Source organism: Bacillus cereus group sp. BfR-BA-01330 (genome assembly GCF_022663885.1).
Lineage (GTDB): Bacteria > Bacillota > Bacilli > Bacillales > Bacillaceae_G > Bacillus_A > Bacillus_A cereus.
The window spans coordinates 1,031,832-1,049,507 of record NZ_JAKUGK010000001.1; the positions used below are offsets into that span (position 1 = coordinate 1,031,832).

Consider the following 17,676-nt stretch of genomic DNA (forward strand, 5'->3'; position numbering starts at 1 on the left):
GTTTTATTTTATAAAATATCTATGAATTATCTGTAGAAGGCGGCGTATTCTCCAAACGATTATAAGCTTTAAAAGCTGAAATTGCCGATATAACCCCGCCTACTAAAAATAAAGTCGATCCTCCAACTAAGATGATACGACTGACATATGTTTCCCGTGCTTCTTCGACTTCTTCTTGTAACGCTGTAGGCATATGAATCCTCCTTTATAAAAGTTGTTTTATAAATAGTATATACAAACGCCTAAAATGTGTTAAAATAACTGATGATTTTACGCAGTGAGTAATTAGATGAGTAGGATGCGAGTGGCTAAGTAAATCTTCATCACAAATTTATGTGAACTTCACATAGAGCACATATTAACATTGTATTATGTATATGTACCAAATAAATAAAGTGAATGTAAGTTCTGTTTTCAAAAATTTAAAATCCTTTTATTTCTATATGAAAGTTTTAATCAAGGGTTTTAAAAAATTTGGAAATAGATCTTATGAATATGGAATTCATATAAAAGGGGAATGTCTTATGACAACATATACGAGTGAAATGAGAAAAACTTTAGTTTCAGAAGAAGATGTAGATATTTTAAAAATTATGGCGCATCCAATCAGACTGCAAATTGTAAATGAATTAAGTACGAGAAAAACTTGTAATGTAACACAATTAACAGAGTTACTGAATATTCCGCAATCTACTGTTTCACAACATTTATCAAAAATGAAGGGTAAAGTGTTACGAGCAGAGAGAAGAGGTTTAGAAATTTATTATCATATTAACAATTTAAAAGCGAGTAAGATTGTTAATGTTTTAGGGTATATAAACTAGTGAAATATTTTTATATAAAATAGCCCCTGCTGTTGAGCAGAGGCTATTTTGTGTTGTTTTATGTATTTGTATTTAAAACTTTATAGTTTTTATGATTTACAATTGTTCGATCAAATTCAAAAGTACCACCGCTTACATTTGTAATTTCAACTAAGACCGATTCAGTATAAAGTTTTAATACAGATCCTGTAATCTTTAAATTATTTCGTTGAAAAAGTATAGTATCCCCTACGTTTGCTTTCATAGTACCTCCTTATTAAAGACAGAAATATTTTTTTATTATATATATTAAACCACGGATAGATATATTAGTGAATATTTAGTTTTATTTATTGGGAAAAAATTTGTTCTCTAATAGAAGAGTATAAAGTACTCTTATGTTAAAAGTTATATTTTATTTAAGTTTATCCCGCTATTTGCTGGGCAGTAAGACCCCCACCTCAAAATTCAGTGGAAGCAAAGAAGTTAGGTGGGGGCCCTGCTGCCCATAAAAGCCCGATTGGTGAGGGTTGATTAAAGTTTCACTTTATTATAAGTAAATTGTTTTCAGCATTAGCGAAACAATATTTCTATGTAAATACTGCAGAGAAGCAAATTATTCAAAAAACAGACACTATGTAGCCCAAAACGTAAAGTAGATAAGTAAAGTTTTTTTCAGGAGTATAAGAAAAATATACGTTTATTAATAAGATCTCTAATTGGTAGAATTCCAATTAAAAACATAGAAAAACTTTAATATAAAAAGGTAATCAATTACAAATGGAGAAGTAATATATACGAAAGGAGAGATTTATATGAATAAAGGGAAAAAACAAGTTAGTCAACTTAGTTTTCTGGTGAATTTTATGAACGACAAGGGGAGTCTTGTGAAAATTTAATAGTATTATAGTATCCCCTTGTGAAAAAATGGTTGGGGGAATATATAAATGATAACAGAAATGAATATTAAAGTAGTTTGTGAAGAATCGTTTTCAAAAAGAGAAATAAAAATTTTAGAGACGTTTCTTTCAACTTTATCGGGGCATTCTAATGCTCTCGTTACAAAAGAGGGGATGTTTTTAAACCCATTAAGTAAAGAGAAGAGTGTGATTTATTATCACAACTTTGTATTTGTAAAATCACTTACAGAAGAAATGTGTGCAGAATTAAAAGAAGTTTTAACAAGACGTATTAAAAATGCTTTCATTATGATGGAATTTGTAGAGCCAATTGTTACATTTGAAGAAACAATTATAAACGTATAAAAAAAGTCAGGCTTATGAATTGAGCTAATAAAACCGTCTCTTTAATAAATAGTAAAGAGACGGTTTTATTGTTTCACTTTTTAAAAAAGAGTTCAAAAATAAATGTAAATCGATCTTATACAAAAACTACTTATTAAATAAGTGTTACGTATTTAATAAGTAGTTTTTGTATTTCATCCTTCGTTTTTTGTAACTGATTCTACGTTTTTGACGCTCTGTCTTGTAAGTGCTTACATAAACGAAAACATCTTATACAATGAAGGTGTCAAATCAAAAGAGGTGACCAAAATGAACATAAAAAAAGTAAATTTAGCGAATAGCATTGAAATAGAAAGAGGAGGCGGAAAGGTATGAAAAAATCAACTGTTAATCCATGGTTTGTTGTCCTTGGCACAGTTATAGTACAAATGGGGCTTGGGACGATATATACATGGAGTTTATTCAATCAGCCCTTAGTTAGTAAATACGGTTGGAGTCTTAACGCTGTTGCGATAACTTTCTCAATTACTAGTCTTTCTTTAGCATTTTCAACTTTATTTGCGAGTAAATTGCAAGAAAAATGGGGACTTCGTAAACTTATTATGATAGCTGGATTAGCATTAGGACTAGGATTAATACTTAGCTCACAAGCGTCCTCATTAATATTACTTTATGTACTAGCGGGAGTTGTTGTAGGTTATGCAGATGGTACAGCATATATCACTTCACTATCAAATTTAATAAAGTGGTTTCCAGAGCGTAAAGGTTTAATTGCTGGTATTTCTGTCTCTGCATATGGTTCAGGTAGCTTAATCTTTAAATACGTTAACGCACAGTTGATTGAATCAGTTGGTGTATCGCAAGCATTTATATACTGGGGTTTAATTGTTACAGCTATGATTGTAATTGGTGCTTGTTTAATCCATCAAGCTGCAGATCAAGGAGCAGTTCATGAAACAAAAACTAAGGAATACACAACGAAAGAAATGTTAGGCACAAAACAAGTATACTTATTATTTATCATGTTATTTACATCATGTATGAGTGGCTTATACTTAATTGGTATGGTAAAAGACATTGGTGTTCAACTTGTAGGACTTAGCGCAGCAACAGCAGCTAATGCGGTGGCTATGGTTGCAATCTTCAATACATTAGGTCGTATCATTTTAGGACCGTTATCGGATAAAATTGGGCGTTTAAAAATCGTTACTGGTACTTTTGTTGTTATGGCGAGTTCAGTCTTAGTTCTAAGTTTTGTAGATTTAAATTATGGTATTTACTTCGTATGTGTAGCAAGTGTAGCGTTTTGCTTTGGTGGAAATATCACTATTTTCCCAGCTATTGTTGGTGATTTCTTCGGTATGAAAAACCATAGTAAGAACTACGGAATTGTGTATCAAGGATTTGGATTTGGGGCGCTTGCAGGTTCCTTTATCGGTGCACTTCTAGGTGGATTCAAACCAACGTTCATGGTGATCGGTGTATTATGTGTCGTGTCATTCATTATCGCAATTTTAATTCAAGCACCTAAACAGAAAAAAGAACAAGAAGAAGAGTATCGCAGCGTAGCATAAGTATACAAATCTTCTATAACACTATGATTACGAAAAAGCATCCTATTCTATTAATTAGGATGCTTTTTTATGAGTTATTTTAACAAGGTTAAATTACTTTTGTGATTTTTATAGATGTAAAAGTGAGTGGAATACCCATTTGGAATATAATAAATTGATACATCATATTCGAAATATATATTAAATCTTAAATGATAAAGAAGACATTCATTAGTATTTGTAAGATATATTTTCAGAAAAATATTGAGAAAATATATACTTGAGTTTTTCATAAAGCATTGTAAATGAACGTATCTCTAGTTTATCTTCTTCAATTTTAAAAAGAGGAGTTTGAATTTTATTTATAATATAAGTACATTTAATGCGTTTAGGTATGATTTTATTAAGAAGCATTAAAATACTTTATCTGAAAAATAAAAAAAGATTGACAAGTTTATTGAGAAACATTATCATTTCGGTGTAAGATAGTAAATGAAAAACATTATCAATAAAATGGATTTTAAAGTAATGCGCACTTGACCAATTAGTTTAGTAAGTGTATTATTTTTTACAACATTACTGATAATGAAAATCAATATCAGTAATGTTGCTTAATGAAATTAATGTTTATGTGAAAGGATAGAGAAAATGAACTTAGGGGAATTTGATGGGCAAACAGTTTTAGTAACAGGTGCAGCACAAGGCATAGGCAGTGTTGTTGCCAAAATGTTTTTAGAAAGAGGAGCCACAGTTATTGCGGTTGATCAAAATGAAGAGGGGTTAAATGTACTCTTAAATCAAAATGAATTAAATAAAACACGTATGAAAACGTTTCGTTTAGATGTGAGTAATAGCGCTGCTGTTGAAGACATGGTAAATCATATTGCAAATGAAATAGCGCCAATAGATATTTTAATAAATGTTGCAGGGGTTTTACGTATGGGACCAATTCATTCGTTAAGTGATGAAGATTGGAATAAAACATTCTCTGTAAATACTACAGGGGTTTTCAATATGTCCCGAGCGGTAAGTAAAAATATGATGTTAAGAAAATCAGGGGCAATTGTTACAGTCGGTTCAAATGCGGCAAATACGCCGAGAATGGAGATGGCTGCGTATGCTGCGTCAAAGGCTGCAACGACGATGTTTATGAAATGTTTAGGACTAGAGCTTGCGGCATACAATATACGCTGCAACTTAGTTTCTCCAGGTTCTACTGAAACTGAGATGCAAAGATTACTATGGGCTGATGAGAATGGAGCTAAAAATATAATTGCTGGTTCTCAAAATACATATAGACTCGGAATTCCATTACAAAAAATTGCACAACCTTCAGAAGTTGCTGAAGCCGTGTTATTTTTAGCCTCAGATAGAGCAAGTCATATTACAATGCACAATTTATGTGTCGATGGCGGTGCTACGTTAGGAGTTTAATCAAAATTCAGGAGGTTATTATATTATGAATGAACATATAGCTGTAAAGGAATTGTCAGAAAAACTTTTAGAAGATTATAAGACTGAATCTTCATTCTTTTTTGCTTCACCAACTCGAACGATATTAGCAGAAGGAGAGTTTACTACAGTAAAGCATCGTGAAATTGAAAATTTCCCAGAGCTTGTGCAAGCGACATTAAGTAATGCGAAACAAGCCGGAAATCCAAATCCTATCGTTGTGGGTGCTTTGCCATTCGATCGTAGAAAAGAAGTCCAACTTATCGTACCAGAATATAGTAGGATTTCTGAGCGTTTACAATTGGATACAACAAATCAGCTTGAAACAAATGAGAACGTAACATTTGAAATGACGCCAATGCCAGACCCTGAAGTTTATATGAATGGTGTGAAGCAAGGAATTAAAAAAATACAGGACGGTGATTTAAAGAAAATCGTTCTATCTAGATCGTTAGATGTTAAATCTTCGGAAAAGATTGATAAGCAAAAACTTCTGCGAGAATTAGCAGAGCATAATAAGCATGGTTATACATTTGCTGTGAATTTACCGAAAGATGAAAAAGAGAACAGTAAGACGCTAATTGGAGCAAGTCCTGAATTACTTGTTTCACGTAATGGTATGCAAGTTATTTCTAACCCGTTAGCTGGTTCAAGGCCACGTAGTGAGGACCCAGTAGAAGATAAAAGAAGAGCAGAGGAATTACTTTCTTCTCCAAAAGATTTACATGAACATGCGGTAGTAGTGGAAGCGGTTGCCGCTGCACTTCGTCCGTATTGTCATACATTACATGTTCCAGAAAAGCCATCAGTTATTCATAGTGAAGCGATGTGGCATTTGTCTACAGAAGTGAAAGGTGAACTGAAGGATCCAAATACTTCTTCTTTACAATTAGCAATTGCCCTTCATCCTACGCCAGCAGTTTGCGGAACTCCGATGGAAAAAGCAAGAGAGGCTATACAGCATATTGAGCCATTTGACCGCGAGTTCTTTACAGGAATGCTAGGATGGAGCGATTTAAATGGAGATGGAGAATGGATTGTTACAATTCGTTGTGCTGAAGTACAAGAAAATACACTGCGTTTATATGCAGGAGCTGGAGTTGTTGCTGAGTCAAAACCAGAAGATGAGTTAGCAGAAACATCAGCTAAGTTCCAAACAATGCTAAAAGCTTTAGGGTTAAGAGATAGTTCACTTAATGAAAAATAGGGGGAAGAAAGAATGCTAGTAGGTTATACAGAATGGCCCAAAGAATTTGCCGATCGTTACCGAGAAGAAGGATGTTGGCTTGGTGAAACATTTGGAGGAGTGTTAAGAGAGCGGGCTGAGAAATATGGAGATCAAATCGCGGTTGTAAGTGGTAAGAAGCATATAACATATAGTGAACTTAATAAAAAGGTAGATCGTTTAGCAGCAGGTTTACTGAATTTAGGAATAAAGAAAGAGGACAGAGTTGTAATCCAGTTACCTAACATTATCGAGTTTTTCGAAATATGTTTTGCACTATTTCGAATTGGAGCGCTTCCTGTCTTTGCACTGCCGTCACATCGAAGCAGTGAAATTAGTTATTTTTGTGATTTTGGCGAGGCGAGCGCTTACGTTATTTCAGATAAGGCTCTCGGTTTTGATTATCGAAAACTAGCAAGAGAAGTGAAAGAGAAAGTGCCAAATTTACAACATGTAATTGTAGTGGGAGAAGAAGAAGAGTTTGTGAACATAAATGATCTGTATATGGATCCCGTCTCATTACCAGAAGTTCAGCCAAGTGATGTTGCGTTTCTCCAATTATCAGGAGGCACAACAGGTCTTTCTAAATTAATTCCTAGAACACATGATGACTATATTTATAGTTTACGTGTTAGCGCTAAAATTTGTAATTTGAATGCAGAAAGCGTCTATATGGCAGTTCTTCCAGTAGCACACAATTACCCAATGAGTTCTCCAGGGACATTTGGAACTTTCTATGCGGGTGGAAAAGTGGTATTGGCAACTGGTGGTAGTCCAGATGAGGCATTTGCTCTTATCGAAAAAGAAAAAGTTACAATTACAGCGCTCGTTCCGCCATTAGCAATGATTTGGCTTGATGCTGCATCTTCTCGTAATACCGATTTATCGAGCCTAGAGGTTATTCAAGTAGGTGGTGCTAAGTTTAGTGCTGAGGTAGCAAGACGTATACGCCCTACATTTGGATGTACGTTACAGCAAGTATTCGGTATGGCGGAAGGATTAGTGAACTATACAAGATTAGACGATCCGGAAGAAATTATTATTCATACACAAGGTAGACCAATGTCTGCACTCGATGAAGTACGAGTTGTTGATGAAAATGACAACGATGTACAACCGGGCGAAGTAGGTAGTTTATTAACACGAGGTCCATATACAATTCGTGGTTACTATAAAGCCGAAGAGCATAATGCACGATCATTTACAAAGGATGGATTTTATCGCACAGGTGATCTTGTAAAAGTAAATGAACAAGGATACATCATTGTAGAAGGAAGAGATAAAGATCAAATTAACCGTGGTGGTGAGAAAGTTGCTGCAGAAGAAGTTGAAAATCATCTATTAGCACACGATGCGGTCCATGACGTAGCAATTGTATCTATGCCTGACGATTATTTAGGTGAACGCACCTGTGCTTTTGTTATAGCTCGCGGACAAGTTCCGGCAGTAAGTGAATTAAAAATGTTTTTAAGAGAACGTGGTATAGCGGCTTATAAAATTCCAGATCGAATTGAATTTATTGAATCATTTCCGCAAACAGGAGTCGGAAAAGTCAGCAAAAAAGAACTACGTAAAGTCATTGCTGAAAAACTTATTACAGTAAAACAATAATAAAAACCGGAAGGAAGTGATTAGATGGCTATTCCATCTATTTCAGTATATAAAATGCCAATTGAATCAGAACTACCGAAAAATAAAGTGAATTGGACACCAGATCCGAAACGTGCAGTACTTTTAATTCATGACATGCAAGAATATTTTCTTGATGCATATAGCGATAAAGAATCACCAAAAGTAGAACTTGTTTCAAATATTAAAATGATAAGAGAAAAATGTAAGGAACTTGGTATACCAGTTGTTTATACAGCACAACCTGGTGGGCAAACGTTAGAACAACGAGGTTTATTACAAGACTTTTGGGGTGACGGTATACCTGCTGGACCAGATAAAAAGAAAATTGTTGATGAACTTACTCCTGATGAAGATGATATATTCCTAACAAAATGGAGATATAGTGCATTTAAAAAGACAAATCTATTAGAAATTTTAAATGAACAAGGAAGAGATCAACTCATTATTTGCGGTATTTATGCGCATATTGGCTGTCTTTTAACAGCTTGTGAAGCATTTATGGATGGTATAGAGCCGTTCTTTGTAGCAGATGCAGTTGCTGATTTTTCACTAGAGCATCATAAACAAGCATTGGAGTATGCATCTAATAGATGTGCAGTAACGACATCAACAAACCTACTGTTAAAAGATTTACAAAGTGTAAAAGGTGATGAGGGTGAAGGAATCACTATACAGGAAGTGCATGAACTAGTTGCACAACTACTTCGTGAGCCAGTAGAGAGTATTGATATTGATGAGGACTTATTAAATAGAGGGCTTGATTCGGTCAGAATTATGAGTTTAGTAGAGAAGTGGCGTCGTGAAGGGAAAGAAATCACTTTTGCAGATTTAGCAGAACGTCCAACTGTTGCAGGTTGGTACAGTTTACTATCTTCACAAACAGCACAGGTGCTGTAACAAATAGACTACATAATAAAGGGGTAGTAAAGAATGCCTAACAGTCAAAAGATTCGTCATTCGTTATCATCTGCGCAGTCTGGTATGTGGTTTGCGCAACAATTAGATCCGCTTAATCCAATTTATAATACTGGGGAATATGTAGAAATAAACGGAAATATTCATCAAGACATTTTTGAATTAGCTGTACGTAAAGTTGTAATGGAAACAGAAGCACTTCATGTTCGCTTCGAAGAGGATGAAATTGGCCCATGGCAAGTTATTGAAGAATCACAGTTTCATATGCATTTTATTGACGTTCGTAAAGAAGAAAATCCTGAAGAAGCTGCTAAAGTATGGATGAAAAATGATTTATCTATGCCAGTCGATTTGAAAAAAGATACTTTATTTACTGAAGCACTTATTCAAGTTGAAAATAATCGTTTCTTTTGGTATCAGCGCATCCATCACATTGTGATGGATGGCTATGGATTTTCACTTCTTAGCCAAAAAGTAGCGAATGAGTATACATCACTTATAGAAGAAACAAACAAGAATGAAAAACCATTTGGTTCTCTTGCAAAAGTCGTGCAAGAAGATATTGAGTATCGTGAGTCTAAACAATTTCAGGGAGATCGTACTTTTTGGTTAGAAAAGTTTGCAGATGCCCCAGAAGTTGTAAGTTTGGCAGAACGAGCACCGAGAACATCAAATGGATTTTCACGAGAAACAGCTTATTTATCTAGTTCTAGCACGAAAACTTTACTAGAAGATATCAATATTTCGTTAACAAGTTGGCCGGAATTCATTGTGGCTGTAACAAGTATTTATATGCATAAATTAACAGGTGAAAATGATATTGTTTTAGGTTTACCGATGATGGGACGTCTAGGTTCTGTATCTATTCATACACCAAGTATGGTAATGAATTTAGTTCCACTTCGTATTACAGTAACTCCAAATATAACTCTTGCGGAATTATTGCAGCAAGTTTCTAAAGAAATCCGAGATGTACGTCGCCATTATAAATACCGTCATGAGGAATTAAGAAGAGATTTAAAGTTACTAGGTGAAAATCAAAGGTTGTTTGGACCGTTAGTGAATGTTATGCCTTTTGATTACGGGCTTAATTTTGCTGGAAATCGTGGTATTACGCATAACTTATCAGCAGGACCTGTCGATGATTTATCGATAAATGTATATAAACGTTTTGATCAAAATGAGATAATGATTCATTTTGATGCAAATCCTGAAGTATATAATAACGCGGAGCTAGCATTGCATAAAGAAAGATTTATGAATCTATTTGAATTAGTAATAAATAATTATGAGAAAAACGAGTCGATTGGAAAAATAAACATTACTCTGCCTGAAGAAAATCATAAAGTTTTATTGGAATGGAATGAAACGAAGGAAGACGATGAATTAATCAGTCTGCCTATATCATTTGAAAAACAAGTGAAAAAAAATCCCAATAAACTAGCGATTACTTGTGACGGTGTAATCCTTACGTATAAAGAGCTAAATGAACGAGCGAATGAACTAGCACATTATTTAGTAGAAGAAGGAATACGACCAAATCAGTTTGTAGCTTTAGTATTCCCTAGATCAATAGAAATGGTAGTTAGTATGCTAGCAGTCTTAAAGGCTGGTGCAGCGTATTTACCAATAGATCCAGAATACCCAGCAGATAGAGTTACTTATATAGTAAATGATGCAAAACCAGTTTGTATCATAACACATTCATCTGTTTCATCTAAGTTAGTTATAGAAAAGGATATGAAAAAAATTGTATTAGATGACGAAGAAACGAAACTAGCGTTACATACATATTCTCGTATGAATATAGCATGTAAGAATGATGTATCACTGTTAAATCCAGCCTATACAATATATACTTCAGGCTCAACAGGAAACCCAAAAGGTGTAATTGTTCCTATGAGAGGTTTAAGTAACTTTTTAATGGCTATGCAACAAAAGTTTTCATTAAATGAAAATGATCATTTATTAGCAGTTACAACGTTTGCATTTGATATTTCTGCACTAGAAATTTATTTACCTCTTATTAGTGGTGCAAGTTTAACAATTGCGCAAAAAGAAGACATACAAGAGCCTTCTGCATTAACGACACTTTTACATGGAGAAAGAGTGACCATTATGCAGGCTACACCGACGCTTTGGCAGGCGTTAGTAACTGATTATCCAGAGAAGCTACAAGGGCTAAGCATACTTGTTGGTGGTGAAGCTCTTCCAGCGCATTTAGCAAATAAATTACGAGAATTAGGTTGCTCAATAACTAATTTATATGGACCAACTGAAACGACGATTTGGTCTACTTTCATGAACATTGATGAAGGTGAAAAGGGCATACCTCCTATTGGAAAACCAATTTGCAATACAGAAGTGTATGTATTGGATGCAGGGTTACAACCAGTGCCACCTGGAGTTATTGGGGAATTATATATTGCAGGGGAAGGACTTGCAAGCGGATATTTTGGAAAACCTGAGTTAACAGCTGAACGGTTTGTTGCAAATCCTTATGGAGAATCAGGGAAGCGCATGTACCGTACAGGAGATCTTGTGAAATGGCGTAGTGATGGTGCGTTAGAGTACATTAGTCGCGCAGATCATCAAATTAAAATTCGTGGATTCCGAATTGAATTAGCTGAAATTGAAACGGTATTACAACGACATGAAAATATTCAACAAGCGGTAGTAATGGTACGAGAAGATCGTGCAAATGATAAACGCATCATTGCGTATATCGTTGCAGAAGAAAAGGAACCGATTAATCTTTCAGAAATTCGTTCTTATGTTTCAGAAAGTTTAGCGAATTATATGATACCATCGACATTTGTTGTGCTAGAAGTATTACCATTAACGCCAAATGGTAAGGTTGACAGAAAGAAATTACCTGCTCCTGATTTTAATGGAATGAACAATGAGAGAGTTGCTAGAAATCCGAAAGAAGAAATATTATGTGATTTATTTGCAGAAGTACTTGGTGTTTCTCGAATTAGCATTGATGATAATTTCTTTGAAATGGGTGGACATTCACTTCTCGCATCTCGTTTAATGGCAAGAATTCGTGAAACGTTAAGTGTGGAATTAGGAATTGGGAAACTATTTGAATCACCAACTGTTGCCGAACTGGCGGAACAATTAAACCATGCAAAAAGCGCAAGACCAGCTATTCAGAAAGCAAGTAGGCCAAATGAAGTTCCACTTTCATTTGCACAGCGCAGGTTATGGTTCTTAAATTGTTTAGAAGGTCCAAGTCCTACTTATAATATTCCGCTAGTCATTCGTATGAATGGAATATTGAATCGGGAAGCATTACAAGGTGCTTTTTATGATGTAGTTGAGAAACATGAAACACTTAGAACAATTTTCCCTAACGTATTAGGTAGTTCCTATCAGAAAATTTTAGATATGGAAAACTTAAATTTAGAAATGGTTATAACTAATACATGTAAAGATGAATTAGAAAGTGTACTTTCAGGGGCGGTAAGATATAGCTTTAACCTCGATTTTGAGCCGGCAGTTCGTTTGCAACTTTTTACAATGAGTGAAAACGAACATGTATTATTAATTCTATTACATCATATTGTAGGTGATGGCTGGTCATTACAGCCGTTAACGAGAGATTTTACAGCGGCGTATAAAGCGCGATGTCAAGGTGACAGAGTTCAGCTGGAGACACTACCAGTTCAATACGCAGATTATGCACTTTGGCAACAGCAATTGCTAGGTGATGAAACGACACAAGAGAGTCTTATTTCAACACAATTAGATTTTTGGAAAGAAGAACTTAAAGGTTTACCAGACCAAATGGAGTTACCTACAGATTTCCAGCGTCCAATTGAGACGAGTTACCGCGGGGAAACAATTCATTTTCATATAGATGAAGGTATGCATAGTAGGTTAGTAGAGCTTGCACGTAAAAATGGAGTTAGTTTGTTTATGGTATTGCAAGCAGGGCTTAGTGCACTATTTACAAGATTAGGTGCAGGCACTGATATACCAATTGGAAGTCCGATTGCTGGAAGAAATGATGATGTACTTTCAGATATTGTTGGTTTATTTGTAAATACATTAGTGTTACGTACAAATACTTCAGGAGATCCAAGTTTTAAAGAATTATTAAATAGAGTGAAGCAGGTAAATCTTGCAGCTTATGAAAATCAAGATGTTCCATTTGAAAGGCTTGTTGAAGTATTAAATCCAGTACGTACTCGAAACAGCCATCCGTTGTTTCAAGTTATGTTAGCTTTTCAAAATACACCAGAAGCAACGTTTCATGTACCAGATTTAGAAGCGAGCCTTGAAATTCAAAGCGTTGGTTCTGCAAAATTTGATTTAACATTTGAAATTAGTGAGAGTAACGGGGTTGATGGTACTCCGAACGGTTTACATGGATTACTAGAGTTTAGTACCGATTTATATAAACGTGAAACGGTTCAAAAACTAATAGAACGATTCATTTTGTTATTAGATGATGCAACTACAAATCCAGATCAATCCATTGGCAGATTAGAAATATTAACTTTAGCAGAGAAAAATACAGTGTTAGAAAAGTGGAATGGTGGTTTTCAAATTGCACCAGAAATGACATTGCCACAATTGTTTGAAAAGCAGGCTCATATAAATCCAAATTCTATTGCTGTTGTCTTTGAAGATAAGAAATTAACTTATGAAGAGTTAAATAGAAAAGCAAATAAAATAGCTCGATTCCTAATAGCAAAAGGGATTGGTCCTGATCAACTCGTTGCTTTAGCGATGCCAAGATCATTAAACATGGTTGTAAGCTTATTAGCTGTTCTTAAAGCTGGTGCTGGATACCTTCCGTTAGATCCAGATTACCCAGCAGACCGTATTTCATTTATGCTACACGATGCGAAACCATCATGTGTTTTAACGAATTCAGAAGTGGAAATTGAATGTAATGAGGCACTAAAAGTTTTAGTTGATGATGTGAAAGTAATAGCAGAGGTTGAGAAATATAGTGAAGACAATATTGATGAAGTGGAACGAATTAAGCCATTATCTCCATCACATATTGCTTACGTTATTTATACGTCAGGGTCAACGGGCAGACCGAAAGGCGTTATGATACCTCATCAAAATGTAGTGAGACTTTTAGGAGCAACTGATCATTGGTTCCAGTTTGACGGAAACGATGTTTGGACGATGTTCCATTCATATGCTTTTGATTTCTCGGTTTGGGAAATTTGGGGACCTTTATTATACGGAGGGCGTTTAGTTGTAGTTCCACATACTGTAAGTCGCTCGCCGAAAGAATTTTTACAGCTTCTTGTTAAAGAAAAGGTTACGGTTTTAAACCAAACTCCATCAGCGTTCTACCAATTGATGCAAGCAGATCGTGAAAATGAAGAGATTGGCCAAAAATTATCTTTACGATATGTTGTTTTTGGAGGAGAAGCACTTGAGCTAAGTCGCTTAGAAGATTGGTATAGTCGACATCCTCATAACGCACCAAAGCTTATTAATATGTATGGTATTACAGAGACGACAGTACATGTTAGTTATATTGAATTAGATGAAACTATCGTCTCTTTACGGGCAAATAGTTTAATTGGGTGCAGTATACCTGACCTTAAAGTGTATGTGTTAGACAACTATTTACAACCAGTCCCACCTGGAGTAGTTGGAGAAATGTATGTTGCAGGTGCAGGACTTGCGCGTGGATATTTAGGAAGAGCAGGATTAACGGCTGAACGCTTTATCGCAGATCCATTTGGCAAGCCAGGTACAAGAATGTATCGTACAGGAGACTTAGCTCGCTGGCGTAATGATGGGACGCTAGATTATATAGGACGTGCAGATCATCAAATCAAAATTCGTGGATTCCGAATTGAATTAGGAGAAATAGAAGCAGTCATAATGAAGCACCCTAAAGCTGAGCAAGTAGCCGTTATTGTACGTGAAGATCAACCAGGGGATAAACGGTTAGTTTCTTATATCGTTGCATCAAATAATGAAGCAATTGATACGAATGAAATGCGTCAGTTTGCTAGTGGTAGTTTACCAGATTATATGGTTCCATACGCTTTTGTAGTAGTAAATGAGTTACCTTTAACTCCAAACGGTAAATTAGATAGAAAGGCATTGCCAGCTCCAGCATTTATCGCATCATCTTCTAGTCGTGGTCCAAGAACACCGCAAGAAGAAATGTTATGTGACTTGTTTACAGAAGTGCTAAGTGTACCTCAAATTGGAATTGATGACGGATTCTTTGATCTTGGTGGTCATTCACTCCTTGCAGTGCAGCTTATGAGCCGCATGAAAGAGGCGCTTGGAGTGGAACTAAACATTGGTACTTTATTTGCAGCACCGACTGTTGCAGGGTTAGCTGAAAGACTTGAGATGGGGAATGGTCAAAGTGCACTTGATGTGTTGCTTCCATTACGAGCAAGCGGGGATCAATTACCACTATTTTGTGTACATCCAGCAGGTGGATTAAGTTGGTGCTATGCAGGACTTATGAAATCTTTAGGAACAGATTATCCAATTTATGGTGTGCAAGCACGTGGTATTGCTAAAAATGAAGAACTTCCAAAAAGTTTAGAGGAGATGGCGGCGGATTACTTGAAACACGTTCGTGAAGTACAGCCTCATGGACCATATCGTTTATTAGGTTGGTCGCTTGGAGGAAATGTTGTGCATGCAATGGCGGCGCAATTACAAAATGAAGGGGAAGAAGTAGAATTACTTGTTATGCTTGACTCTTATCCTGGACACTTCTTACCGAATACGGAAGCGCCTACTGAAGAGGAAGCGTTAATCGCATTACTTGCTTTAGGCGGATATGACCCAGATAACATGGATGGTAAACCACTTACAATGGAAAGTGCAGTTGAAATCCTTCGTAAAGATGGAAGTGCATTAGCAAGTCTTGAAGAAGAGACTATATTGAACTTGAAAGAAACATATGTAAATTCAGTAGGGTTGTTAGGGAAATATGTACCGAAAGTTTATAACGGAGATATCCTGTTCTTTAGATCTACTGTTATACCAGACTGGTTTGATCCTATTTCTCCAAATACGTGGCTAAATTATTTAGACGGGCAAATTGTGCAGCACGATATTGATTGTAGACATAAAGATCTATGTCAGCCAGGTCCGCTTACGGAAATTGGACAAGTATTAGCGAAATATTTGCAGAATAAGAAAGGGGTAAGTAGAGTATGACGAATCCATTTGAAAATGATAATTACACATATAAAGTATTAATAAATGAGGAGGGCCAGTATTCTCTCTGGCCTGCTTTTCTCGATGTACCTATTGGCTGGAATATCGTATATGAAGAAGCTAGTAGGCAGAGCTGCTTAGAATATGTTGAATATAACTGGAAAGATTTGAATCCAAAAAGTAATCAAGTTCGCGAAAAAACATTAGCAGGAAAACGATAATGAAAGAAAAACTAAATCCAAAAGTAGTTGTAAGTATCGTTTATATAACTGCGATGTTTATGGCTGCGATGGACGCAACGATTGTAAATGTAGCACTGCAATCGATAAGTAGAGAACTACAAGTACCTGCATCTGCAATGGGGACGGTTAATGTTGGGTATTTAGTTAGTTTAGCTGTTTTCCTTCCGATTTCTGGTTGGTTAGGAGATCGATTTGGTACGAAAAGAGTATTTTTAATTGCTCTTTTCGTATTTACAATTGCCTCTGCTTTATGCGGAATGGCTAACGATATTACTTCATTGAATATTTTCCGTATTATTCAAGGTGCTGGTGGAGGGCTTTTAACACCAGTTGGAATGGCAATGTTATTTCGAACATTTTCACTAGAGGAAAGACCGAAGATTTCTCGGTTCATTATACTTCCAATTGCTGTAGCACCAGCAATTGGTCCTATCATCGGTGGTTTCTTTGTAGATCAAATGTCTTGGCGTTGGGCATTTTATATTAATCTACCGTTTGGAATCGTTGCATTGCTATTTGGACTTCTATTTTTAGCAGAGCATGTTGAAAAATCAGCTGGTCGCTTTGATTCGCTCGGCTTTATTTTATCAGCACCAGGATTTGCGATGCTCATATATGCGCTCAGCCAGGGACCATCAAAAGGGTGGATTTCTCCAGAAATTATGAGTACTGGGATAGCTGGGGGTGTATTCATTACATTGTTTATAATCGTAGAACTGAAAGTAAAGCAACCGATGTTAGATTTACGTTTATTAAAAGAACCAGTGTTTAGAAAGATGAGTCTTATATCATTATTTTCATCAGCTGGTTTACTAGGAATGTTATTTGTTTTTCCACTTATGTATCAAAATGTGATAGGAGTTTCCGCGCTGGAATCAGGACTTACGACATTTCCAGAGGCGATTGGATTAATGATTTCTTCACAAATTGTGCCATGGTCATATAAAAAATTAGGAGCGCGAAAGGTAATTTCTATTGGATTAATTTGTACCGTGGTTATCTTTGTTTTATTAAGTTTTGTAAATCACGATACGAATCCGTGGCAAATCCGCGCATTATTGTTTGGTATCGGTATTTTCTTAGGTCAATCTGTCGGTGCGGTTCAATTTTCTGCCTTTAACAATATCACGCCGCCTTCTATGGGGAGAGCTACTACTATATTCAATGTGCAAAATCGATTAGGTTCAGCAATAGGAGTAGCTGTTTTAGCTAGTATACTAGCTGGTTTTGGAAGTAATAACGCTCAATCCGATTTTTTACCATATCAAGCAGCATTAATTGGATCAGCAATATTTTTGCTCATTGCACTACTATTTTCTTTACGTATTTCCGATAAAGAGGTAATGTCAAAGAAGAAAGAAAAAACATTATCTGTATCAGAAAAAGAGAAAGTACTTGTCAATGAATAACAATATACGCATGCTTTCTTATGAAAAT

Annotated in this window: 12 protein-coding genes; 10 read left to right on the forward strand and 2 right to left on the reverse strand. The window is 35.6% G+C overall.

What is annotated here, in order from left to right; genetic code table 11:
- Positions 1–19 precede the first annotated feature (19 nt).
- Positions 20–193, reverse strand: a complete 174-nt coding sequence (locus MR112_RS05315) for a hypothetical protein (RefSeq protein ID WP_001141668.1) — start codon at positions 191–193, stop codon at positions 20–22.
- A 331-nt stretch (positions 194–524) separates the two neighbouring features.
- Between MR112_RS05315 and MR112_RS05320 the strand changes: the two genes are divergently transcribed.
- Positions 525–824, forward strand: coding sequence for an ArsR/SmtB family transcription factor (locus MR112_RS05320; protein ID WP_000214801.1), 300 nt, complete (start codon positions 525–527; stop codon positions 822–824).
- A 58-nt stretch (positions 825–882) separates the two neighbouring features.
- Here the strand turns inward: MR112_RS05320 and MR112_RS05325 are convergent, their stop codons facing one another.
- On the reverse strand, positions 883–1,068 hold the full coding sequence (locus MR112_RS05325; protein ID WP_000646793.1) for a YkvS family protein: 186 nt from the start codon (positions 1,066–1,068) through the stop codon (positions 883–885).
- Between the two features lie 682 nt (positions 1,069–1,750).
- On the opposite strand from MR112_RS05325, the gene MR112_RS05330 reads away from it, so the two are divergent.
- The 9 genes from MR112_RS05330 to MR112_RS05370 all read left to right on the forward strand — a co-directional run bounded on the left by MR112_RS05330 (position 1,751) and on the right by MR112_RS05370 (position 17,648).
- Positions 1,751–2,068 (forward strand): hypothetical protein, encoded by a 318-nt coding sequence (locus tag MR112_RS05330; protein ID WP_000627302.1) that lies wholly within the window; start codon positions 1,751–1,753, stop codon positions 2,066–2,068.
- Between the two features lie 350 nt (positions 2,069–2,418).
- Positions 2,419–3,621 (forward strand): L-lactate MFS transporter, encoded by a 1,203-nt coding sequence (locus MR112_RS05335; RefSeq protein WP_000750111.1) that lies wholly within the window; start codon positions 2,419–2,421, stop codon positions 3,619–3,621.
- Positions 3,622–4,248: 627 nt separating this feature from the next.
- Positions 4,249–5,034: a 2,3-dihydro-2,3-dihydroxybenzoate dehydrogenase gene (gene dhbA / locus MR112_RS05340; protein ID WP_001048437.1), complete on the forward strand. Its 786-nt coding sequence runs from the start codon at positions 4,249–4,251 to the stop codon at positions 5,032–5,034.
- Between the two features lie 25 nt (positions 5,035–5,059).
- Positions 5,060–6,259 (forward strand): isochorismate synthase DhbC, encoded by a 1,200-nt coding sequence (gene dhbC, locus MR112_RS05345; RefSeq protein ID WP_001002068.1) that lies wholly within the window; start codon positions 5,060–5,062, stop codon positions 6,257–6,259.
- A 12-nt stretch (positions 6,260–6,271) separates the two neighbouring features.
- Complete coding sequence (locus MR112_RS05350; RefSeq protein ID WP_000960125.1) at positions 6,272–7,888, forward strand: (2,3-dihydroxybenzoyl)adenylate synthase; 1,617 nt, start codon at positions 6,272–6,274, stop codon at positions 7,886–7,888.
- 24 nt (positions 7,889–7,912) lie between these two features.
- On the forward strand, positions 7,913–8,806 hold the full coding sequence (locus tag MR112_RS05355) for an isochorismatase family protein (RefSeq protein ID WP_001007283.1): 894 nt from the start codon (positions 7,913–7,915) through the stop codon (positions 8,804–8,806).
- Positions 8,807–8,839: 33 nt separating this feature from the next.
- Positions 8,840–15,997 (forward strand): amino acid adenylation domain-containing protein, encoded by a 7,158-nt coding sequence (locus tag MR112_RS05360; RefSeq protein WP_242244829.1) that lies wholly within the window; start codon positions 8,840–8,842, stop codon positions 15,995–15,997.
- Complete coding sequence (locus tag MR112_RS05365) at positions 15,994–16,218, forward strand: MbtH family protein (protein ID WP_000184055.1); 225 nt, start codon at positions 15,994–15,996, stop codon at positions 16,216–16,218. Before MR112_RS05360 ends, MR112_RS05365 begins: the two co-directional genes overlap by 4 nt.
- Positions 16,218–17,648, forward strand: a complete 1,431-nt coding sequence (locus MR112_RS05370) for an MDR family MFS transporter (RefSeq protein WP_242244830.1) — start codon at positions 16,218–16,220, stop codon at positions 17,646–17,648. The genes MR112_RS05365 and MR112_RS05370 overlap by 1 nt, the downstream gene beginning before the upstream one ends.
- The last annotated feature ends 28 nt before the right edge of the window (positions 17,649–17,676 follow it).

Bases quoted from the DNA above. Each gene is read 5' to 3' on its own strand.
- MR112_RS05315 (WP_001141668.1), bottom strand. From the start codon at position 193: ATGCCTACAGCGTTACAAGAAGAAGTCGAAGAAGCACGGGAAACATAT.
- MR112_RS05320 (WP_000214801.1), top strand. From the start codon at position 525: ATGACAACATATACGAGTGAAATGAGAAAAACTTTAGTTTCAGAAGAA.
- MR112_RS05325 (WP_000646793.1), bottom strand. From the start codon at position 1,068: ATGAAAGCAAACGTAGGGGATACTATACTTTTTCAACGAAATAATTTA.
- MR112_RS05330 (WP_000627302.1), top strand. From the start codon at position 1,751: ATGATAACAGAAATGAATATTAAAGTAGTTTGTGAAGAATCGTTTTCA.
- MR112_RS05335 (WP_000750111.1), top strand. From the start codon at position 2,419: ATGAAAAAATCAACTGTTAATCCATGGTTTGTTGTCCTTGGCACAGTT.
- dhbA (WP_001048437.1), top strand. From the start codon at position 4,249: ATGAACTTAGGGGAATTTGATGGGCAAACAGTTTTAGTAACAGGTGCA.
- dhbC (WP_001002068.1), top strand. From the start codon at position 5,060: ATGAATGAACATATAGCTGTAAAGGAATTGTCAGAAAAACTTTTAGAA.
- MR112_RS05350 (WP_000960125.1), top strand. From the start codon at position 6,272: ATGCTAGTAGGTTATACAGAATGGCCCAAAGAATTTGCCGATCGTTAC.
- MR112_RS05355 (WP_001007283.1), top strand. From the start codon at position 7,913: ATGGCTATTCCATCTATTTCAGTATATAAAATGCCAATTGAATCAGAA.
- MR112_RS05360 (WP_242244829.1), top strand. From the start codon at position 8,840: ATGCCTAACAGTCAAAAGATTCGTCATTCGTTATCATCTGCGCAGTCT.
- MR112_RS05365 (WP_000184055.1), top strand. From the start codon at position 15,994: ATGACGAATCCATTTGAAAATGATAATTACACATATAAAGTATTAATA.
- MR112_RS05370 (WP_242244830.1), top strand. From the start codon at position 16,218: ATGAAAGAAAAACTAAATCCAAAAGTAGTTGTAAGTATCGTTTATATA.